This window comes from Microbacterium sp. SD291, from assembly GCF_017355365.1.
Lineage (GTDB): Bacteria > Actinomycetota > Actinomycetes > Actinomycetales > Microbacteriaceae > Microbacterium.
This window is the reverse complement of record NZ_JADIJR010000009.1, coordinates 12943-34582: the sequence shown is the minus strand read 5'-3', so window position 1 is coordinate 34582 and position 21640 is coordinate 12943. Positions and strand designations below refer to the sequence as shown.

General features: G+C 67.5%; 19 protein-coding genes. 13 read left to right on the top strand and 6 right to left on the bottom strand.

What is annotated here, in order from left to right:
- Positions 1–171: 171 nt before the first annotated feature.
- A complete protein-coding gene (gene dnaN, locus IPV10_RS07000) occupies positions 172–1314 on the bottom strand; it encodes a DNA polymerase III subunit beta (RefSeq protein WP_207482015.1) in 1143 nt (380 codons plus the stop codon).
- Positions 1315–1809: 495 nt separating this feature from the next.
- The gene (gene dnaA, locus IPV10_RS06995) at positions 1810–3081 is read right to left on the bottom strand and encodes a chromosomal replication initiator protein DnaA (protein WP_374192224.1); all 1272 of its coding nucleotides are present in this window, start codon (positions 3079–3081) and stop codon (positions 1810–1812) included.
- Between the two features lie 439 nt (positions 3082–3520).
- Here dnaA and rpmH point away from each other — a divergent pair, with 439 nt between their 5' ends.
- The 10 genes from rpmH (at position 3521) to IPV10_RS06945 (ending at position 11895) form a co-directional block, all read left to right on the top strand.
- Positions 3521–3658, top strand: a complete 138-nt coding sequence (gene rpmH, locus IPV10_RS06990) for a 50S ribosomal protein L34 (protein ID WP_013584598.1) — start codon at positions 3521–3523, stop codon at positions 3656–3658.
- A 6-nt stretch (positions 3659–3664) separates the two neighbouring features.
- Complete coding sequence (gene rnpA / locus IPV10_RS06985; RefSeq protein WP_207481995.1) at positions 3665–4009, top strand: ribonuclease P protein component; 345 nt, start codon at positions 3665–3667, stop codon at positions 4007–4009.
- The gene (gene yidD / locus IPV10_RS06980) at positions 4006–4356 is read left to right on the top strand and encodes a membrane protein insertion efficiency factor YidD (protein ID WP_207481993.1); all 351 of its coding nucleotides are present in this window, start codon (positions 4006–4008) and stop codon (positions 4354–4356) included. The genes rnpA and yidD overlap by 4 nt, the downstream gene beginning before the upstream one ends.
- A 3-nt stretch (positions 4357–4359) precedes the next feature.
- Positions 4360–5433 carry a membrane protein insertase YidC gene (gene yidC, locus IPV10_RS06975; RefSeq protein ID WP_207481991.1) on the top strand — a complete coding sequence of 358 codons (1074 nt, stop codon included), beginning with the start codon at positions 4360–4362 and terminating at the stop codon, positions 5431–5433.
- On the top strand, positions 5430–5921 hold the full coding sequence (locus IPV10_RS06970) for a R3H domain-containing nucleic acid-binding protein (RefSeq protein ID WP_207481989.1): 492 nt from the start codon (positions 5430–5432) through the stop codon (positions 5919–5921). The genes yidC and IPV10_RS06970 overlap by 4 nt, the downstream gene beginning before the upstream one ends.
- Before the next feature lie 15 nt (positions 5922–5936).
- Entirely contained in the window at positions 5937–6578 is a 642-nt protein-coding gene (gene rsmG / locus IPV10_RS06965; RefSeq protein ID WP_207481987.1) for a 16S rRNA (guanine(527)-N(7))-methyltransferase RsmG, read from the top strand.
- A 1578-nt stretch (positions 6579–8156) separates the two neighbouring features.
- Positions 8157–9080, top strand: coding sequence for a ParA family protein (locus tag IPV10_RS06960; RefSeq protein ID WP_207481985.1), 924 nt, complete (start codon positions 8157–8159; stop codon positions 9078–9080).
- Positions 9080–10042: a ParB/RepB/Spo0J family partition protein gene (locus IPV10_RS06955; RefSeq protein ID WP_207481983.1), complete on the top strand. Its 963-nt coding sequence runs from the start codon at positions 9080–9082 to the stop codon at positions 10040–10042. Before IPV10_RS06960 ends, IPV10_RS06955 begins: the two co-directional genes overlap by 1 nt.
- A gap of 65 nt (positions 10043–10107) precedes the next feature.
- A complete protein-coding gene (locus tag IPV10_RS06950) occupies positions 10108–11556 on the top strand; it encodes a sugar porter family MFS transporter (RefSeq protein WP_207481981.1) in 1449 nt (482 codons plus the stop codon).
- A 9-nt stretch (positions 11557–11565) separates the two neighbouring features.
- Complete coding sequence (locus IPV10_RS06945; protein WP_207481979.1) at positions 11566–11895, top strand: tryptophan synthase subunit alpha; 330 nt, start codon at positions 11566–11568, stop codon at positions 11893–11895.
- A gap of 91 nt (positions 11896–11986) precedes the next feature.
- Here the strand turns inward: IPV10_RS06945 and trxA are convergent, their stop codons facing one another.
- The 4 genes from trxA to IPV10_RS06925 form a co-directional block, all read right to left on the bottom strand.
- The gene (trxA, locus tag IPV10_RS06940) at positions 11987–12310 is read right to left on the bottom strand and encodes a thioredoxin (protein WP_207481977.1); all 324 of its coding nucleotides are present in this window, start codon (positions 12308–12310) and stop codon (positions 11987–11989) included.
- Between the two features lie 69 nt (positions 12311–12379).
- Complete coding sequence (gene trxB, locus IPV10_RS06935; protein WP_207481975.1) at positions 12380–13354, bottom strand: thioredoxin-disulfide reductase; 975 nt, start codon at positions 13352–13354, stop codon at positions 12380–12382.
- A 102-nt stretch (positions 13355–13456) separates the two neighbouring features.
- Positions 13457–15073 (bottom strand): murein biosynthesis integral membrane protein MurJ, encoded by a 1617-nt coding sequence (gene murJ, locus IPV10_RS06930; protein WP_207481973.1) that lies wholly within the window; start codon positions 15071–15073, stop codon positions 13457–13459.
- Entirely contained in the window at positions 15066–17210 is a 2145-nt protein-coding gene (locus IPV10_RS06925) for a DUF6049 family protein (RefSeq protein ID WP_207481971.1), read from the bottom strand. The genes murJ and IPV10_RS06925 overlap by 8 nt, the downstream gene beginning before the upstream one ends.
- A gap of 99 nt (positions 17211–17309) precedes the next feature.
- Between IPV10_RS06925 and IPV10_RS06920 the strand changes: the two genes are divergently transcribed.
- The 3 genes from IPV10_RS06920 (at position 17310) to IPV10_RS06910 (ending at position 21622) form a co-directional block, all read left to right on the top strand.
- Positions 17310–18896: a methyltransferase gene (locus tag IPV10_RS06920; protein ID WP_207481969.1), complete on the top strand. Its 1587-nt coding sequence runs from the start codon at positions 17310–17312 to the stop codon at positions 18894–18896.
- Positions 18897–19015: 119 nt separating this feature from the next.
- Entirely contained in the window at positions 19016–20461 is a 1446-nt protein-coding gene (locus IPV10_RS06915) for a S8 family serine peptidase (protein WP_207481967.1), read from the top strand.
- A gap of 105 nt (positions 20462–20566) precedes the next feature.
- Positions 20567–21622, top strand: a complete 1056-nt coding sequence (locus IPV10_RS06910; RefSeq protein ID WP_207481965.1) for an LLM class flavin-dependent oxidoreductase — start codon at positions 20567–20569, stop codon at positions 21620–21622.
- The last annotated feature ends 18 nt before the right edge of the window (positions 21623–21640 follow it).

The window sequence follows — 21640 nt, the reverse complement described above, 5'->3', positions numbered from 1 at the left end:
CTGACAGTCTCTGTCCTGGTGCTTGACGGCGGGCTCCGGGATGCTCTCTTCGCTCGCAGAGCGGGTTCCCTCCCGCTTCGCGGGCCCCTCCCGATGCTCGCTCCCGAGAGCATCCCTGCGCCCTGACGTGCCGGCGACGGCATCCGATCTTGGGCTGACGCCGGAGCCGGGTCAGCGGAGGAGGAGGTTCGGCTGCAGGAGGTACTTGAACGAGTCGAGACCGGCCTTGTCGACCGAGGTCTGGCTCGTGATGAGAACCGGGCTGAGCTTGTTCGCATTGTCGCTCGACGTGAACGTCACGCGGACGAACTCGCTCTTGACTGCGCCGAGCGCCTCGATCAGGTACTGCGGGTTCAGGCCCAGAGTGACTTCGTCGCCGCCGTGCAGGATGGCGTCGACCGACTCGGATGCGCGGGCGTGCTCGCTGCCAGAGGCATCCATCGTCACGCTGTCGCTTGAGAACGTGAACCGCAGCGGTGCGGCACGATCCAGCACCAGCGACACGCGGCGGACGGCCTCGATCAGGTCGGCGGTGTTGACGACCGCGTAGTGGTCGGTCTGCTCGGGGAAAAGACGACGCACCGGCGGGAAGTTGCCCTTGATCAGCAGCGAAGTGACGGTCTTGTTGCCCGCGGTGAAAGCGATGATCTCGCGGTCGCCAGCGCCGGAGAACGCGACCTGGATCGTGCCGGCGTGCCCGAAGGTCTTGCCGACCTCGAGGAGCGTGCGGGCCGGGACCAGCGCGCTGGACTCCACGGACGCACCGTCCCACGGCACGTCGCGAAGCGAGACGCGGTAGCGGTCGGTGGCGACGAGACTCAGGCTCTGGCCCGAGACCTCGAGCTGGACACCCGTGAGCACCGGAGTGACGTCATCGCGCGATGCGGCGAAGCCGACCTGCGAGATCGCGGTTCCGAAGTCGTCGGCCGGCACCACGCCGGATGCGCCGGAGACCTCGGGGATCGACGGGTATTCCTCGACCGGCATGGCGGCCAGGGTGAACCGGGCCGAGCCGCAGGTGACCGAGATCCCGCCGTCGTCCTCGACGGCGATCTCGATCGGAGCGTTCGGAAGGCGGCTCGCGATGTCCGACAGCAGCCGGCCGTGGACGAGGATCGTGCCTGGGTTGTCGACCGTGGCCTCGATCGTGGTCCGTGCCGATGCCTCGTAGTCGAAGGCGGAGAGCGTCAGGCCTGAGCCGTCGGCCTCGATCAGCACACCGGCGAGGATTGGCTGAGGGTTGCGCTGCGGGAGCAGCTTGACGACGAAGGACACAGCCTCGCTGAAGACATCGCGGTTGACCTGAAACCTCACGGGTGCTCCCTTGTCGTCGTTCTGCGACGCGTCGTCGTCGGTCCTGCCGGTGCAGGGCTTCCCATGCTAGCCCCACACTCCCGTGATTCCGTACGCCGATGCCAATCCGGCGTCCGGCCGGGTTCTCCCCACCGTCTGGTGATCGGATCGCCCCTTGAATGACTGGATTACTTAACGGTGTTAACCGCTGTGGATACTGTGGATAACTCGGTGGAAAGCAGACGCGAGTAAGGAACTACACGACTGTCACTTGTGGAATCCCTGAGGAATCCGGGGGTTGAGAGCATCCGCCGCCCTGATCGAGGTGTCGCAGTTATCCACAGGTTGGAGCGATCGGCCCACATTCGTCCCGATCTCATCCGGATTCATCCACAGGTTATCCACATGTGCATAGACGCATTTATCGGATGCCGCGGATGCCCGTCAAGTCGACCGAAAGGGGGACACGGCGTCCTTTTTCGGATGCCGTGCCCCCCTTCCTGGAGGTGCGTCGCGTCAGCGACGACCGAGCTGCGTGGTGATCTCGGTCACCTGGTTGTAGATCGACCGGCGCTCCTTCATGAGCTCGCTGATCTTCTTGTACGCGTACATGACGGTCGTGTGGTCGCGGTTGCCGAACAGCTGGCCGATCTTCGGCAGCGAGAGGCTGGTCCGCTCACGGCACAGGTACATCGCGATCTGGCGCGCGGTCGCGATCTGCTGCGACCGGCTCGAGCCGTACAGGTCGTCGACGGTCAGCTTGAAGTACTGCGCGGTGGCGGTGATGATGTCGGTCGGCGAGATGATGTTGTCCTCGGCCGTGTCGATGATGTCCCGCAGAACTGTCTGCGCGAGGGAGATGTCCAGAGCCGAGCGGTTCAGGCTGGCGAAGGCCGATACCCGGATCAGGGCGCCCTCCAGCTCGCGGATGTTCGACGAGACGACCGTGGCGATGTATTCGAGCACCTCGTCCGGGATGTGCAGCGACTCGCTCTGCGCCTTCTTGCGGAGGATCGCGATCCTCGTCTCGAGGTCGGGCGCCTGCACATCCGTGATCAGACCCCACTCGAAGCGGCTGCGCATCCTGTCCTCGAATCCGGTGAGGAGCTTCGGCGCGACATCGCTGGTGATCACGACCTGCTTGTTGTGGTCGTGCAGCGTGTTGAAGGTGTGGAAGAACGCCTCCTGCGTCTCCGCCCGGCCCTGCAGGAACTGGATGTCGTCGATGAGGAGGATGTCGACCTCGCGGTAGCGGGCCTGGAAGGCCGCGCCGCGATTGTTCGCGATCGAGTTGATGAAGTCGTTCGTGAACTCCTCGCTGGAGACGTACCTCACCTTGACGCCTGCATACAGGGACTGGGCGTAGTCGCCGATCGCATGGAGCAGGTGCGTCTTGCCCAGACCCGAGTCGCCGTAGATGAAGAGCGGGTTGTACGCCTTGGCCGGCGCCTCGGCCACCGCGACGGCCGCTGCGTGCGCGAACCTGTTCGACTGGCCGATGACGAAGTTGTCGAAGGTGTACTTCGGGTTGAGGCGCGACTCATGGCGGATCGGGGTCGGCTGCTCCATCGGAGACTCCGACCGCATCGTCGTCTCCTGCCGCCCGTAGTCGGGGACGGCGATGGGAGCGTTCGGCTGCTCCGCAAGCTCGTGGTTCACCACGACGCGGTACGAGGTGACCTCGTCGCCGATGTGGGAGAGCGCCTCCATGATCGGCAGCCGCAGGCGCTTGTTGATCTGCGCGGCGGTGAGATCGTTGGGCACCTCGAGGTAGAGCGTCGCTGCCATCACACCCGCGGGGACCGCAAGGCTCAGGAAACCCTGGAGCTGCGGCGTGACCCGGTCGTCCGCCTCGAGGAGGTCCTGCACCGTGGTCCAGATCGGAACGTCGGGCTGGGCAGGTGATGACATGACGCTCCGGGCGGGATCGGCGGAGGGACGTCTGAGACGCTTCCCCCCTGTGGATAACTTCGGATGCCACGGTAGTCACCCCGGCTGTGAACGGCAACCTGCCCTTGAGAATCCGCGCGCGTGTTGCTCCTGAGACAGAACAGCGGGTTGTGGATAATGGCTGTGCGGTAGGAACGGGAGTGCTGACCGGGAAGCGCGCAGATTTGCTCTGCGTGCCGGTAAGACGTACCCTTAATCGGTTGACTTATGCCTGAACGGCAGATCCCTATGTCTCCGGTCGAAATGATTCCGGTGGCAGCATTCCCGGAGTGATTCCATGAGCAAGCGCACCTTCCAGCCCAACAACCGTCGTCGCGCCAAGAAGCACGGCTTCCGCGCCCGCATGCGCACCCGCGCCGGCCGCGGCATCCTCGCGGCACGTCGCGCGAAGGGCCGCACCGAGCTCTCCGCGTAAGCCGCTGTGCTCGCCCGCCCGTTTCGGCTGACCCGCGGGAGCGACTATCGACTGGTCGTTCGACGCGGATCCCGTTGTGGCGGGGCGCGCGTCGTCACGTCGATGCTGTCGACGGGCGAGAGCAGGGCCGCGAGGTTCGGCTTCATCATCAGCAAGCAAGTGGGGACCGCCGTGGTGCGCAACACCGTCCGCCGGCGGCTCAAAGCCGTGTGCGCGGAAGCGCTCGCGCGCGTTCCCGAGGGCACGGATGTCGTCATCCGTGCCCTTCCTGCATCCGCGACCGCCAGCTACGCCGACCTCAGCGCGGATGTGCACCGCTGCCTCGGCCGGCTCGCACGGGTCTCGGAATGAGCGCCCTGCCGGCGTCGTCGCTCGGGACAGCCCATCTGCAGTCGGGTGATCTCCTCCGCAGCATCCCGCTGCTGCCTCGCAATCTGGTCCTCGGATTCCTGGCCGGCTACCGCAAGGTGATCTCCCCGATGTACGGAGATGTCTGCGCGTACTACCCATCGTGTTCCGCTTACGCTGTAGGTGCGGTGCAACAGCACGGCGCCCTCAGGGGAGCAGTGCTCTCCGCGTGGCGCATCCTCCGTTGCAACCCCTGGACTCGCGGCGGCGTCGATGACGTCCGCCCGCACGAACACTTCCGCTACGACCTGACCGAACACGGTTTCGTCGTCCCTGCCCGAAAGGACTGATCGGTGGGTCTTGACCTTCTGTTCGCCAGTTCCACACCCTCGCCGGCTCCTGCCGCCGGGGGGTTCGACCTGATCGGCACCATCCTCTGGCCGCTGAAGTGGATGGTCGAGCTCATCCTCGTCGCATGGCACTGGCTGTTCACCACGATGGGTCTCTCCGCAGCGTCCGGAATCACCTGGGTGCTGTCGATCGTCGGGCTCGTCATCGTCGTGCGCGCCGCGCTGATCCCGCTTTTCGTGAAGCAGATCAAGAGCCAGCGCAAGATGATGGAAATCGCTCCTGAACTGCGAAAAGTACAGGAGAAGTACCGCGGCAAGAAGGATCAGCTGTCTCGTGAGGCGATGAGCCGCGAGACGATGGCGCTGTACAAGAAGCACGGCACGACGCCGATGTCGAGCTGCCTTCCGCTCTTGGTGCAGATGCCCATCTTCTTCGCGCTGTTCAGCGTGCTCAACGACGTGCAGAAGATCAAGCTGGATCCGGCGTTCTCCGGCGTGGGGCTGCTCAACAATGATCTGACCCAGGAGTTCTACGACGCCAAGCTGTTCGGCGTGGCCTCGCTGCACGAGACGCTCGGCAACGCGGTGGACACCGGCAACACGGTCGCGATCGTCATCCTCGTCGTCCTCGTCGTGCTGATGATCGTGTCGCAGTTCTTCACGCAGCTGCAGATCATCTCGAAGAACCTGTCGCCAGAGGCCAAGACCGGCCAGGCGTACCAGATGCAGAAGATCATGCTTTACGTGCTGCCGCTGGGCTTCATCTTCTCGGGTGTGTTCTTCCCGCTCGGCGTCGTCGTCTACTGGTTCGTCTCGAACCTGTGGACCATGGGCCAGCAGTTCCTCGTCATCCGTGAGATGCCGACGCCCGGTTCCGAGGCGGCCAAGGCTCGCGAGGAGCGACTGGCACGCAAGGGCAAGGCGATCGACTCGTCCGGCAAGGTCGTGCCGATGTCGGTGTACGAGGCAGAGCAGCGGCGGATGCTGGAAGCCGCGGAGCGCGCCAAGGCAGAGGCACCGAAGCGTCAGCAGCCTGTGGGCAAGAAGCGCGCGAAGAAGAAGGGCAGCGCATCATGAGCGAGAACGTGACCGAGGTCGTCGAGCCGACCGTGGCTCAGCTGGAGAACGAGGGCGACGTCGCCGCGGACTACCTCGAGGAGCTGCTGGACATCGCCGACATCGACGGGGACCTGAACCTCGATGTCCGCCAGGGCAGGGCATACGTCTCGATCGAGGCTGAAGGAGACGGGCTCGCTCTGCTCTCCGCCCCCGACACAGTGCAGGCTCTCCAGGAGCTCACGCGCCTGGCTGTTCAGAACTCGACGGGCTCCTTCTCGAGGCTCATCCTCGACATCGGCGGATCCCGCGACACGCGTCGACGACAGCTGGAGACCCTGGTCAACGCCGCTGCGGCGAAGCTCGACGAGGGCGCCTCGCAGGCGTCGCTGCCCGCCATGTCCAGCTATGAGCGCAAGCTCGTGCACGACATCGCGGCAGACCAGGGTCTGGTCTCGGAGTCGTACGGTGAAGGCGCGGACCGTCACACGGTTCTCCGCCGTCGCTGATGTTTCACGTGAAACATGACTGAGAACGCAGATCTGAGCCAGGTCGAGAGCGAGCCGTCTGTCGCCGCAGAGCTCTTCGGCGAGCGTATCGATGCAGCACGCGCCTTCACAGAGGCGCTGGCGCGCGAGGGTGAGGAGCGCGGACTGATCGGTCCGCTCGAACTGCCTCGCCTGTGGACACGTCACATCCTGAACAGCGTCATCGCCGCGCCGCTCTTCCACGGAGCGGTCGCTGACATCGGCTCCGGCGCTGGACTCCCCGGAATCGTGCTTGCGATCGCGCGCCCTGACGTGCAGTGGACACTGGTCGAGCCGATGGAGCGTCGCGTCAACTGGCTCAACGAGCAGGTGGACGCTCTCGGCCTCACGAACGTCGAGGTGCTGCGCGCACGTGCCGAGGAAGTCCGCAGGCCTGACGGCTTCGACGTCGTCACCGCCCGTGCCGTCAGCGCGCTGCGCACGCTCATCCCACTCACTGCTCCGCTCGTGCGCGACGGGGGAGAGCTCACCCTGCTCAAGGGTATGAACGCGGAGAACGAGATCGAAGCGGCACAGAAGCAGATCAAGAAGTTCCGGCTGTCTGATGTGCGCGTCGAGGTGCTCGGCGAGGGTGTTCTGCCGGAGACGACGCGAGTGGTTCGGGCTACGGTTCGGTAGTTCTGGCGCGCCGATGTTTCACGTGAAACATCGGTGAGCCCTTGGGGTGCTGTAGTTTCGCGGCGGGCTCCGGGATGCTCCTCCTCATTCGCAGAGCGGGGACCCTCCCGCTTCGCGGGCCCCCCCGATGCTCATTCGGAGGACATCCCTGCGCCCTGGCGTGCGCGGACCATGACGTTGATGCGTCCCGACTGTCGACCTTCTTCATGTGGGATAGGTCAGCGTCTCGCTGCGCTCGACGACTGCAGCGGACGGAGGATGGTCGCTGAAGGAAGAGAGGTGAGGCAGTGGTATCCAGTCGTCATGTTTCACGTGAAACATCGATGCTGATCACTTGACTGTCTACCTCGATGCCAGCTCTGCTTTCTCGTGCGATCCGCCCACCTCGCGTCGCGCTGCTCGGCGTCGTGCATGTAAAAGGCGTGATGAGTGGGGGTTGGGGATGTTTCACGTGAAACATCGAGAAGAGTGCTGAGTAGACGCGGTGCGGTCCATGCGGCGTCATGGGCGCGGCCGCGCGGCAATGGGGAGAATGCGTTTGGAGCGACGTCGGCGATTCGCAGGATACGGCGATCGAACGGGTCTGTCTGATTGGGATTGAGCAACCAGATGGGGCGTGACCTCGACTTCCAGCGTGGCGGAGGGGGGCTTTCTGCTGCTGAGTGAAGTCACTCGCGGATTGGGAGATTGATGCCGCACACCGTGGGCATGAACCCCTCGATGTCGGATACTTCCCCGGGCAGTTCTCGACAGGGATGTTTCACGTGAAACATCCCTGCTCTCTGCGGGCTCGGTGGTCGACTGACGCGATCGAGGCCCACGCGAGGGTTTCGTACTCTCTGACCGACTCATTGAGTCGTCGAGCAGATGATGCCTGCGCATCGGGTTCAGCGGCTCAAGATCGATGTTTCACGTGAAACATCGACGCGAGATCCATCCGCTCGGATTCGTCAGTTCTCGCTGCGCTTGCTCAAGGACCCGCAGGGGAGCTAAAGGGTCAGCGGTGTCGTGGATCCGGGGGTGGAGGTATCCGGCGGTGATTCGTGCTTTCTGAAGCGTTTCGTCTCGTTCCGCTCAATCGGTGACCAAGTGGGCACGGCGGAAACGGGACCGGTGGGCTACCCGGTCGTTGGTGCTCCTAGTAGGGAGGCCTCGAGTCTGGTGATCGCTCGGGTTCCGGTGTACTAGGTCGATGTTTCACGTGAAACATCGATGGATGGAGTGGACGCACTCAACCACAAGTGGTGACAGCTGTAGGCCGTCGAAGTGGAGGCGGGCGGTGCGGAGGTCTCGCAAGGTGTTGGACTGCGCGAGGACGCTGCTGAGTGCACGTTTCGTCTCGCTGCGCTCGCTCAACGACCGGTGGGGGAACCTGGGGTTTGAACCGCGAGGTGTCAGGGCGCGGGGATGTCCTCCGAACGAGCACCGGGAGGGGCCCGCGAAGCGGGAGGGTCCCCGCTCTGCGAGTGAGGAGGAGCATCCCGGAGCCCGCCGTGAAGCGCACAGCGAAACCAGCACCCCTCGCCAAGTAACGTCCCTCATTGCGATTAGAGTGGAACACGGCCCCGAAAGGAGTGGATGTTTCACGTGAAACAATCCGAAAAGGCATCACCGAGCAGCTTCGGGATGGATACACCCCTCGCACGGGAACTCGCAGACCTTTCAGCTCGCCGCAAGGTGCTGGAAGCCGTAGAGGTCGAGTTCGGTGGCGACACCCGGATCCTGACGGTCTCGAACCAGAAGGGCGGGGTGGGTAAGACCACGACAGCGGTCAACATCGCATCCGCCCTCGCCGGCCTCGGCGCCAAGGTCCTCGTGATCGACCTCGATCCGCAGGGCAACGCCTCCACTGCCCTGGGAGTGCCGCACAGTTCCGATGTCCCGAGCGTCTACGACGTGCTGATCGAGGACTTTCCGCTCGCTGACATCGTGCAGCAGAGCCCGGAGGACGAGAACCTCTTCTGCGCCCCCAGCACGATCCATCTCGCCGGCGCCGAGATCGAGCTCGTCGCGCAGGTCGCCAGAGAGCACCGCCTGCGGCGCGCGCTGCTGGACTACCTCGAGCACAACCGGATGGATTTCGTCATCATCGACTGCCCTCCGTCGCTGGGGCTGCTGACGATCAACGCCTTCACCGCGGCATCCGAGGTGTTCATCCCGATTCAGTGCGAGTACTACGCACTCGAGGGTCTCAGCCAGCTGCTCGGCAGCATCCAGATGATCCAGAAGCACCTCAACCCCGCACTCCACCTCTCCACGATCCTGCTGACGATGTTCGACGGACGCACGCGCCTCGCACAGCAGGTCGCCGACGAGGTGCGCAACCACTTCCCGAACCAGGTCCTGAACACCGTCATCCCGCGCTCCGTGCGGGTGTCGGAGGCACCGAGTTTCGGACAGACCGTGATCGCCTACGATGGGCAGTCCGCCGGCGCAGTCGCCTATCGTGAGGCCGCCGTCGAGATCGCGTCGCGAACGGCGACGCAGAGCAAGGAGAAATGATGGCGAAGCGCACTGGACTGGGCCGGGGGATCGGCGCCCTCATCCCCACCGCTGACCAGGCGGAACGCCCGGTGGACGTCTTCTTCCCCGGCGCGAACCTCCGGCCGATCTCCGAGGCCTCGATCGTGGTCGAGGGCCCGGCGCTGGAGGCGGTCCCCGGCATCCACCTGGTCCAGGTGAACCCGAACGACATCGTGCCGAACCCGCGGCAGCCGCGTACCCACTTCGACTCGGATGATCTCGCCGAACTCGTGCACAGCGTCCGCGAGTTCGGGGTGCTGCAGCCGGTCGTCGTCCGCAAGAACAACGACGGCGCCTACGAGCTCATCATGGGCGAGCGTCGTACCCGTGCGGCACGCGAGGCGGGCCTCGATATGATCCCGGCGATCGTGCGCGACACCGCGGATGAAGACCTGCTCCGCGACGCGCTCCTCGAGAACCTGCACCGCTCCGAGCTGAACCCGCTGGAAGAGGCATCCGCCTACCAGCAGCTGCTCGAGGACTTCGGGATCACGCAGGAGGAGCTGGCAACTCGCATCGGCCGCTCCCGCCCGCAGATCAGCAACACGATCCGCCTGCTCAAGCTGCCCGTGCCTGTCCAGCAGCGGGTCGCCGCCGGCGTCCTGACCGCAGGTCACGCACGCGCGATCCTCAGCCTGGACACACCCGAGGCCATGCAGCGCCTGGCCGACAAGGTCGTCAACGAAGACCTCTCGGTGCGTGCCACCGAGGTCGCGGCCAAGGCCGAACCGGCAGCGCCGGGGCGCTCCCCGAAGCCGACCCCAGGTGCTCGCCGCGCGTACCTCGACGAGGTCGCCGGAAAACTTGGCGATCGCCTGAACACCCGGGTGAAGGTCTCTCTCGGTGCTCGCAAAGGCCAGGTCACAATTGATTTCGCGTCGATCCAGGATCTGAACCGCATTCTCGAGGAGATCGGCGAAGAGGGCTACGGCCGCAGCTGAATCCACCCCCTGCGGGGCAGAAGCCTCCCCTAGACTCACGTCAACTCGACGATGAGGGGGATGTCATGTCACGGGTTCAGACTCCAGCCGGTATCCAGGGACGGGTGGTCGCGGTCAGCATCGCGGCGGCTCTCGGAGGGTTCCTCTTCGGCTTCGATACGGCGGTGATCAACGGCGCGGTCGACGCGCTGGCCGGCGACGTGTCAGGCTTCGACCTCGGCGTGGGATTGAAGGGCTTCGCGGTCTCGTCGGCCCTGATCGGTTGTGCGGTCGGAGCCTGGTTCGCCGGCCCGATCGCGAACAGGTACGGGCGAATCCCGGTCATGGTCGCGGCCGCGGTGCTGTTCTTCCTCTCCGCCGTCGGCTCAGGACTCGCGTTCGGCGTCATCGACCTGATCGTCTGGCGTGTCGTCGGGGGCCTCGGGGTGGGCGCGGCATCCGTCATCGCACCCGCCTACATCGCGGAGGTGTCTCCCGCACACATCCGCGGACGCCTGGGTTCGCTCCAGCAGCTCGCGATCGTGACCGGCATCTTCGTCGCGCTGCTGTCTGACGCGCTGCTCGCGGGCATAGCCGGCGAAGCCGCGGCGCCGCTGTGGGGACTCACGGCATGGCGATGGATGTTCATCGCGGAGGCGATCCCCGCCGTCGTCTACGGGGTCATGTCTCTCCGGCTGCCGGAGTCACCTCGCTACCTGGTCGCCAGGGGGGAGATCGAGCGAGCGTCGGAAGTCCTCAGCACCGTCACGGGCACGGTGGACGTGAAGGCCAAGATCGCGGAGATCACCGGCACCATCAACACCGAGCGCTCCGAGTCGCTCCGGGACCTCCGGGGACACCGCTTCGGCCTCAAGCCCGTCGTGTGGGTCGGCATCCTGCTCTCCGTCTTCCAGCAGTTCGTCGGCATCAACGTGATCTTCTACTACTCGACCACGCTGTGGCAGTCGGTCGGGTTCGGCGAGGCGCAGGCGCTGGTGATCACGGTCATCACCTCGGTGACGAACATCGCCGTGACGATCGTGGCGATCCTCCTGGTCGACAGGGTGGGGCGGCGGCCGATGCTCATGGTCGGGTCGATCGGCATGGCGGTCTCGCTGGGGCTGATGTCGCTCGCATTCTCCTTCGGCGAGCTCGACGCCCAGGGAGCGGTCACGCTTCCGGATCCGTGGGCGACGGTCGCGCTCATCTGCGCGAACGCCTTCGTGGTGTTCTTCGGCGCCACGTGGGGTCCGCTTGTCTGGGTGCTCCTGGGCGAGATGTTCCCGAACTCGATCCGCGCCGGTGCGCTCGCCGTCGCCGCCGCCGCGCAATGGGCGGCCAACTTCTTCATCTCGACGACGTTCCCGGCGTTCGCCGAGATCGGCCTGACCTTCGCGTACGGCTTCTACGCGTTCTTCGCGCTGCTGTCGTTCTTCTTCGTGTACTTCAAGGTCGCCGAGACCAAGGGCAAGGAGCTCGAGGAGATGAGCGACGATGCGCGGGTGGAGCGCCGCCGCCGCGCGCCGCGCGCGTAGGCTGGACTCATGACCGAGTCCGTTCCCCGCCGTGCCAGCCTCGAGGTGCTGCGCGCCGAGGCTGCGGACGAACTCGCCGTGCTCATCCAGGAGCGTCTTCTCGGGGGAGAGGACCCGTGGGACTTCATGGAGGAGCTGCCGAGCGTAGACGAACTCGTCGTCTACCTGCTCCGCGCCGACAACATCATGGCGAACGACGGCGTGCGCCCGAACGAGGCGCGCCACTACCGGGTGCTGCGCCAGATCGCGCTGGAGTACCCGGAGCTCACCCCCGCAGTGTGGGGTCTTCTCGACGAGAAGCAGCGTCATCGGCGCTGGGATCCGTCAGTCGCATCCTGAACGAAGCGCACCCTGAAACGAGTCGCCTCCCGAACGAAGAACCGCCCCCTCCTGACGGAGGGGACGGCTCTGGAGAATCGCGGCGGGGGTCTCAGCCGATGAAAGCGGCGAGGTCCTGCTCGAGGGCGAACTTCGGCTTGGCGCCGATGATGGTCGTCTTGACCTCACCGCCCTGGAAGACCTTCATCGCGGGGATGGAGGTGATCTGGTACTCCATCGCCAGCTGCGGGTTCTCGTCCACGTTCAGCTTGAGGATGGTGATCTTGTCGGGGTTGTCGGCCTGGATCTCGTCCAGCACCGGTGAGACCATGCGACACGGTCCGCACCACTCGGCCCAGAAGTCCACCAGCACGGGGCCTTCGGCCTGCAGCACGTCCTGCTCCCAGGTCGCCTGGCTCGTCGCCTTTGCAGTCATCAGAGTTCTCCTTGATTCGAGGTTCGCCGACTACAACAGCCGGAGGACGGAAAGTGTTCCCGGGCGCCGTCAGGCGGTGATGATCTCGGCCGCCTCCGCGGCGGGGACCTCCACCGAGGCATCCTCGAGATCCGCGAGGAAATGCTCGGCGTCGAGGGCGGCGACTGTTCCGGAGCCGGCTGCGGTGATCGCCTGGCGGTAGGTCGGGTCGATGACGTCGCCGGCGGCGAAGACACCGGGCACCGAGGTCACCGAGGTGCGGCCGTCGACCCAGATCGTGCCCTCGGCGGTCAGCTTCAGCTTGTCGTGCACGAGGTGCGTGCGCGGGTCGTTGCCGATCGCGATGAACAGGCCGTCGAGCTCCAGCTCGCTGAGCGTGCCGTCGTCGGTCGACCGCAGCCGCACGCCCGACACGGAATCGCCGCCCAGGATCTCGGCGACCTCTCTGTTCCAGACGAACTCGATCTTCTCGTTCGCGAACGCGCGCTCCTGCATGATCTTGGAGGCGCGCAGCGTGTCCTTGCGGTGGATGACGTACACCTTCGACGCGAAGCGGGTCAGGAAGGTGGCCTCCTCCATCGCCGAGTCGCCGCCGCCGACGACGGCGATGGCCTTCTCGCGGAAGAAGAATCCGTCGCACGTGGCGCACCAGGAGACTCCGTAGCCGGAGAGGCGCTCCTCGCCCTCGATCTCGAGCTTGCGGTAGGCGGATCCGGTCGCGTAGATCAGCGTCTGCGTCTCGTGCACCGCGCCGCTGCCCAGCTTGACCGTTTTCACCGGGCCGTCGAGCTCGAGCTCGACCACGTCGTCGTAGAGCACCTCGGTGCCGAACCGCTCGGCCTGCTCCTGGAACTTGGCCATCAGCTCGGGACCCTGGATGCCCTCGGGGAATCCGGGGTAGTTCTCCACCTCGGTGGTGTTCATCAGCTCGCCGCCGACCTCCACCGAGCTCGCGATGAGCAGCGGCTTGAGGTTCGCGCGCGCCGCGTAGATGGCGGCGGTGAATCCGGCGGGGCCGGAGCCGATGATGATGACCTGACGCATGTGCTCTCCGTGCTTGGGGCGGTGGCGGTGGTGCCGGGGCGTCGGAAGACGCTCGGTTGCTTCAACCAATGGTAACCGCGGGTCATTCCCGCGTGTCGGCGGTCAGCGTCCCGGCAGGAACCGCCGGATCAGGGTGCCGGCGACCTTGAGCTCTGGGGCACGCAGGAGGGCGAGGATGCCGAGGTAGACGATCACGACGACGGCGGCGATGATCGCCGCACCCACGGCCCCGAGAACCTGCCCGCTGGTGGTCCATCCCGTGGCGCCGCCGAGGAGCAGGAACGCGCCCCACCCGGCGAGGCCGGCCGGGATCGCGGCGATCGCGAAGCGTCCGATCGAGCGCATCCAGGAGCGGATCTGCAGGCCGCCGATCTTGCGATGCAGCAGCCAGCTCGCGACGAGCGTCTGCAGGATGCTCGCGATCGACTGGCCGAGCGCCACGGCCGCGGCGAGAGCGGTGATCGGGATGACCCCGGCCTCGAGCAGGCCCCACGCCCCCAGCGCCGTCGCGACGATGACGGCGCACTGGAACATCGTGAACCAGAACGGGGTGCGGGTGTCGTCGTACGCGTAGAACGTGCGCTGGACGATGAACAGGATCGTGAGCGGCAGCAGGCCCAGCAGATAGCAGAGCAGCACCAGGGCGGCGGCCTGCGCGTCGTCGGCCGAGCGCGTGAAGACGCGGGAGGCGGGAATCGCGGCGGCGGCGACGGCCGCGATCGCCGCGACGATGAAGAACAGCAGGGTGCGGATGCTGCGGGCGATGTCGGCTCGGACCTCGTCGTCGCGTCCCGCAGCGGCGTGCTCGCTGATCTGCGTGAAGTACGGCGTCCCGATCGACAGCACGATCACCGAGTAGGGGAGCATGAAGACCAGCCACGCGTTCGCCGTGACGGTGACGGACGCGCCGGCACCGGATGCCTCGCTGACGATGAAGCCCTGCAGGACGCCGGCCGCGAGGCTCACGAACGCCATCAGGAAGGTCCACCCGGCGAGCTTGCCGACGGCGCCGAGCCCCACGCCGCGCCAGCGGAAGTCGGGCTTGAGCGCCAGCCCGGTGCGTCGCCAGAAGATCAGCAGGATGACGGCCTGCAGCGCGATGCCGAACGTCGCGGTGGCGCCGAGGGTGCTGATCATCGCCGGGGTCCAGTCGGCGGCATCCGTCGACACCGGGCCGAAGACGGCACCGAGGGCGAGGAAGCCCGCGATGGAGACGATGTTGTTGACGACGGGCGCCCAGGTGAACGGGCCGAAGATCCGGCGGGCGTTCAGCGCCTCACCCAGGAGCGCGTAGAGCCCGTAGAGCAGGATCTGGGGCAGGCACCAGTACGCCAGTGCGGTCGCGAGCGCCAGGACATCTCCTGAGGCTCTGCCGGCGACCAGGTGCACGAGCCAGGGGGCCGCCGCGGTCGCGAGCGCCGTGGTGCCGACGAGCACGACGGTGCCGAGCGTGAACAGCTTCGAGATGAAGGCGTTGCCGCCGTCGGCATCCGCTGTCGCCCTGACGATCTGGGGGACGATCACGGCGGTGAGGATGCCGACCGAGATGAGCTGGAAGACGCTGTTCGGCAGCTGGTTGGCGTAGGTGAACGCGTCGGCCGCCTCCGAGCTCACCGAGCCGACGACGCCCACGAGCACGATGCTGCGCAGGAGACCGGTGATGCGGGACACCAGAGTGCCGGCCGCGAGCACGGCGCTCGCGCGCCCGAGGCTACCCATTCGCGCCCTCGGCGGCGGCATCGGCACCGGTCTCCGAACCGGCATCCGCATCGGTATCCGCATTCACCTGCGGTTGCGCATCCTGCCGCTTCCGCCACACGGTGCGAAGGACGCCGAGGGCGATCAGGATGACGATCAGGCTGCCGAACACGACGAGGCCGATGGTCTCCCATTCGGCCCGCACCGCGACGCGCACGGTCTCCGTCTGACCGATGCGCACTCCGGTGGGGCTGAACAGTTCGAGCCGCAGGTCGAGCTCACCGCTGCCGACGCGTGCGGACACCGGAACCTTGATCCGGCTGTTGGTGTTGCCCTGAACCGTCGCGGTGGTGACGGGTTCGACGTCGAGACGCGGTTCGCTCGGCGATACGTGCAGATCGATCGTGACCGGCCACGGCAGGTCGTTGCGCACCTGGAAGGGGAGGTCGGCGTTCGCGGTGAGCAGCTGGATCGTGCTCGACTCAGGGATGGAGACGGCGGCGAGGATCTCTCCGGTCTCCGCCTTCTCGGCAGTCACCGCGGCCGAGAACTCCGTGTCTGACGAGCCGACCGTGATCGCGCGCAGCAGCTCGATGCGCTCAGGGCTCAGCAGCACCTGCGGATCGGCGAGGATCGTGGAGAACGCGCCGAGTGCCGGCTCGTCGGCGAGCAGGCTCTTCAGCGACGCAGCACGCGTCGTGCCCGGCTCGGAGACGACCGTCGCCTCGGCCGCAGGCAGCGCCCGAAGTGCCTCCAGCCCGAAGCCGAACGAGTCGACGGCGGAGACCGCATCCCGCAGCGCGGCGGCGGTGCGCGTATCGTCGCGGGCGAGGCCGACGAGCAGGGGAGCGGACGGGGACGACTGCGACGCGAGGAAGAGGTGGGCGCTCGCCTCGGCCAGCGCCTGCTGCCGCGCGGCGGCGCTGTTCTCCGAAGCGACTCGCGAGAGCGCATCGGATGTCGCAGCGTGTGCCACCAGCACCTCGTGGCCGCCGACCATGGCGTGCGCGCCGGAGCCGCCCTCCAGCGAGGTCGACGGCAGGATCGTCGCGCCCCCCTCGCCGGTGAAGCCCGCGAACGCGGCGATGTTCTCCGCCGATACCTCGCCGCGCGGCCAGAGGATGCCGGTCGTCTCGCCCTCGATGGCCTGGAGGGTCTCGTCATCCGGAAGCTGCGGACCGGTGGTCGGCGTCGGTGCCGGCGTGGCCGGGGCCTCCGGTGTGGCGACGGGGCCCGAGGCGAACCGGGTCGGGTCGAGGAAGTTCGCGAGGGTGGTCGGCTGCAGGAGCGTCGTCAGCCCGGCGCTCGCCTGCGTCGCGGCATCCGCATCGCCGAACTGCAGCGCGAACCGCTCGTTCGGGAGGCTCTCGAGGCGGTCCAGCCACTCGACGGCGCTCGCGGGCGCGTCCGTGCCGAGGACCCTGATGGCCGCGGGGATGGACGGATCGACGGCGACGACGGCCGTGGTGCCCGCCACTCCGTCGAGCTGGGCGGTGAGCGCACCGTCGGTGGCAGTGAGGGCGGAGAGCTCGTCGGCCGTGAGAAGCGCCTCGACCTCCGGAGTCGCGGTGATCGGCACGATCACGACCGTCTGCGTCGTGGTGGTCTCGGTCACCACGAGCACGCCCGCGGACGTGACGTCTCGCGACGAACGCGCATCCGCGCCGTCGGCCGTCGCGTCGCTCAGGGTGGCGCGCAGAGGATAGACGCCCGGTGCGAGCTCGCCCAGGCTCTCCTGCGAGACCGGGATGACCGTCGTCGTCGAGGAGCCGGCCGCGACCGGCTCTGTGGTGTCGGATCCGAGCGAGGCGAACTCGCCGTCGATCTCGCCGGTGTCGAGCCAGTCGCCCAGCGCGGCATCGTCGCCGAGCGGCGCGCTGCCGAGCTCCACGACCACGCGGCCGTCGGACACGGCGGACTCGGTGTCATTGCGAACCGTCACCGAGGCCGAGGTCGCACTGCCGGGGGCGACCGTGCCGCGGGTGCCGGCGGAGATGACGAGGTCGACCGATTCGTCGTCGGCATCCGCCCCGTCGGCCGCCATCGCGCTGCCCGCGCCGAGTCCTGTGGCGCTCAGAGCGATCGCGAAGACCACGGTTCCGCGGGTGAGGCGCCGCAGGCGCGCACGGAAACCGCTCTCGGGGGTGGTCACGGTCATCAGAAGTCTTCCTCGAGCGCCGGCGACGCCGGCTGCGCGTGAGTGTTGACCTTGCGATTCTAGGCGCGAGGGCGGAGGAGAACCCTGAAGACGCGTAGAGTGACGGCCGTGTCCGTCACCCCCGCTCCCGTGCCAGAGCCGCTGCGATGCTCGGCGCTCGCCGCAGATCTCGACTCGGCAGACTTCCGCTCCGGGCCGCTCCGGCGGCTGTGGGGCGAAGAGGCGGATGACGCGCTCGGCCGCGGGATGCGTGAGCCGATCCTCCGGGCGATCGCCGCAGACGACGGTGCGCTCGCGACGCTGGGTCGCCTTCTCGTGCTCGGCATGCCGCAGCCGCGCGTCGCCGTGACGACGGCGCTGCCCCGCCTCGGCGTCGAGGGGCTGGTCGCGCTCGGGCTCGCCACGGCGGACGCGGATGCCGTGACGCCTATGGCCCTCCTGCGCCCGCAGTCATTCGTCGACGCGGACGGCATCGGCGAATGGTGGATCGCGAGCGATCTCGACGAGGTCGCCCTGGACGGCCCGCTGCCTGCCGACCACGTCCTCGGCGTCGGCGGCGCCTCGCGCACCCTCGCCGAGATCATCATGCCGATCGAGGTGGACAGGGCGCTCGACCTGGGCACGGGCTGCGGCATCCAGGCTCTCCTCGTCTCGCGGCATGCGGGCGTCGTGATCGCGACCGACATCTCCGCCCGCGCCCTCGCGTACGCCGAGCTCAACGCCCGCCTGAACGGGGTCTCGAACATCGAGTTCCGCAGGGGCAGCATGTTCGAGCCGGTCGCGGGGGAGGCCTTCGACCTGATCGTGTCGAATCCGCCGTTCGTGATCACGCCGCGTGCTGAGGGGGTTCCCGAGTACGAGTACCGCGACGGCGGACTCGTCGGAGACGCCCTGGTTGAGCAGTTCCTGCGCACGGTGCCGGCGTTCCTGACCGAGGGCGGGGCGGCGCAGCTGCTCGGGAACTGGGAGTCGCGCGCGCCGGGTGGCTCCGTCCCGTTCGCCGGCCTCGATCGTGTCGCCTCCTGGGTTCCCGCCGGGCTCGACCTCTGGGTGATCCAGCGCGAGCAGCTCACGCCGCTCGCCTATGCGGAGCTGTGGATCCGCGACGGCGGCACGACCCCGCGGGATGCCGCATTCACTCCGCTGCTGACCGCGTGGCTCGATGACTTCGCCGCCCGCGGCGTCACGGCTGTCGGCTTCGGCTACGTCCTGGTGCGCCGCGCTCCGCATCCGAAGGGCGAGGTGAGCGAGCCGCTGCGGCGCATCGAGCGCCTCGCGCAGCCCGTCTCCAACGTCGGCGGCGCGCTGCGCTATGGCCTCGCCGCGCACGACCTCCTCGCAGAGGGGATGCCGGCGACCCTCGTCACGGCACCCGATGTCACCGAGGCCCGCCATCTTCTTCCCGGCAACGACGACCCGAACGTGATCGAGCTGCGCCAGGGCGGCGGGTTCGGTCGGACGGTGTCGGTGGACCCTGCGCTCGCCGGATTCGTCGGCGCCTGCGACGGCGAGCTCACGGTCATGCAGATCGTCGCGGCGCTCGCCGACATCCTTGAGGTGCCGCTCGCCGACCTCTGGGCCGATCTGGAGCCGCGCATCCGTCAGCTCATGCTCGACGGGCTGCTCGTGCCGGCGGAGGATGCCGCGACGGAACAGGGCCTGGTCGGATCGGCGGGATCCCCCTAAGCTCTCGATCATCGGCCGGGCGGTGGCGACGATGCCATCCGCTTTCTCGTGACCAGCGAGGCGGCCGGTCCGGCCGGCGACGTCGGCCGTGCGCAGACCCACTCGAACGGAGACAGGGAATGAATCGCAAGGTGATCGGGACGGCATGCGCCGCGACCCTCGCCATCGGACTTCTGGGCGGGGCCGGCATCCCGGCTGCGGCAGACGGTCCGGAACACAGTTATCTCGTGGTCGGCCAGAACGGCGCCAGCACCGTGCGCGCGCAGGAGCGCGTGGCGGCAGCGGGCGGCACCGTGGTCGCGGCCTACGATCAGATCGGCGTGCTCGTCGTGAGATCGACGGCGTCGGACTTCGCCGCGCGCGTCGGCGGCGGCCTCCAGGTCGCGTCCACCGAGGGCCTCGGCACGACGCTCATCGACGACGATGAGACCGTCTCCGTCGACTCGGCCACCGTCGAGGCGACCGGCGACCCGACGGGAGAGCCGCTGTGGAGTCAGCAGTGGGACATGACCCAGATCGACGTCGAACAGGCGCACGCCATCACGACCGGTGACTCCTCCGTCGTCGTGGGCGTGCTCGACTCGGGCATCTCCTCGACCCATCCCGACCTCGCGACGCAGATCGCGTACGACCAGAGCGCCTCGTGTCTCGGCGGCGTCGTCGACACCAGCGAGGCGGCGTGGAACCCGACCACCTCCGACCACGGCACGCACGTCGCCGGAACCATCGCCGCGGCGATCAACGGCGTCGGCGTCGCGGGCGTCGCGCCCGGGGTGAAGGTCGCCTCCGTGAAGGTCGTCAACGACGACGGGTTCATCTACCCCGAGGCCGCCATCTGCGGATTCCTCTGGGCGGCGGACCACGGGATGCCGGTGACGAACAACAGCTACTTCATCGACCCGTGGGAGTTCAACTGCGTGAACGACCCGCGTCAGCGGCCGGTGTGGGAGGCCGTGCAGCGCGCGATCCGCTACTCGTCCGCGCAGGGCACTCTGAACATCGCGTCGGCCGGCAACAGCAACGTCGATCTGCAGCACAAGTTCGTCGATTCGAGCAGCCCGAACGACGGCAGCTATCCGGTCGAGGACCGCACCATCACCGGCGCGTGCCGCGACCTGCCCGCTGAGGCGCCCGGCGTCGTGACGGTCTCGGCCGTCGGCCCGACGGAGCAGAAGAGCTACTACTCCTCGTACGGCCAGGGTGTCGTCGACGTGACGGCTCCCGGTGGCGACACCCGGTTCCGCACCGGCGGCGCATCGTCGACGATCACCGACGCGGTGCTCTCGACGACCTGGAGCCCGATCACCGGCAACGGCTGGGGTTACAAGCAGGGCACGTCGATGGCGGGGCCGCATGCGGCCGGCGTCGCGGCGCTCGCGCTGTCGGCTCACCCCGGTATGAACCCGGGTGAACTCGCGTCGTTCCTCGAGCGCACGGCGACCTCGCTCGTCTGCCCCGAGGGCGTCTACGAGCCGCGCCCCGGTTTCCCGGCGACCTGCACCGGCGGTGCCCGCAACGGGTTCTACGGCGCCGGCAACATCAACGCGCTCAACGTCGTGAAGTGATGCGATGAGTCCGGGCACCGTGGGGTCGGGCCTGGCGCCCGGCCCCACGGTGCCCATCGCAGTGCCGGCGGAATACCTCGCGGCATCCATGCGTTCGAATACATCATGAAGGCTTTCGGATTCCTCTCCTTCGGGCACTACGCAGACGTGCCCGGCTCGGCGACCCGCACCGCGGGCGACATGCTGAACCAGACCATCGCGATCGCGGAGGGCGCCGACGAGATCGGCGTGAACGGCGCCTATGTGCGCGTGCACCACTGGGCGCGTCAGGCCGCCTCGCCCATGCCGCTGCTCGCCGCGATGGCCGCACGGACGAAGAACATCGAGGTCGGCACCGGCGTGATCGACATGCGCTACGAGAACCCCCTGCAGTTCGCGGAGGAGGCCGCCGCCCTCGACCTCATCGCCGACGGGCGGATCGCGCTCGGCGTGAGCCGCGGTTCACCCGAAACCGCGCTGCGCGGCTACGAGACGTTCGGCTACGTCGACACGGAGGACACCGAGCGCGGCGGCGTGCTCGCCCGCGAGAAGTTCGACATCTTCCTCAGCGCGATCGAGGGCGAGCGGATCGCTCCCGGCGACCCGCGGATGGTGGGTGCCGGCCGGTACCTGGCGATCGAGCCGCAGTCGCCGACGCTCCGCGACCACATCTGGTGGGGCTCCGGCTCCCGCGCCACCGCCGAGGAGACCGGACGGAAGGGCCTCAACATGATGAGCTCGACGCTCGTCACCGAGGCGACCGGGCAGCCGTTCCACGAGCTGCAGCGCGAGCAGATCGAGCTCTTCCGCGCCGCGTACAAGGAGGCCGGTCACACCGGCCGCCCGCGCGTCTCGGTGAGCCGCAGCGTGTTCCCGCTGGTGTCCGACATGGACCGCGCCTACTTCGGCCTGCGCAGCGAGGAGAACGCCGACCAGGTCGGCATCATCGACGGCTTCCGCTCGACGTTCGGCAAGACCTACGCGGCGGAACCCGACGTCCTGATCGAGCAGCTCCTCGCGGACGAGGCGGTCATGGCCGCTGACACGCTCATGCTGACCATCCCGAACCAGCTCGGTCCCGACTACAACCTGCACGTGCTGGAGGCGTTCGCGACGCACGTCGCACCGGCGCTGGGCTGGAAGCCGAACACGGAAGGCCCGGTCCAGGGCGAGGCCGTCTGAGACGGTGGGGCGGATGCC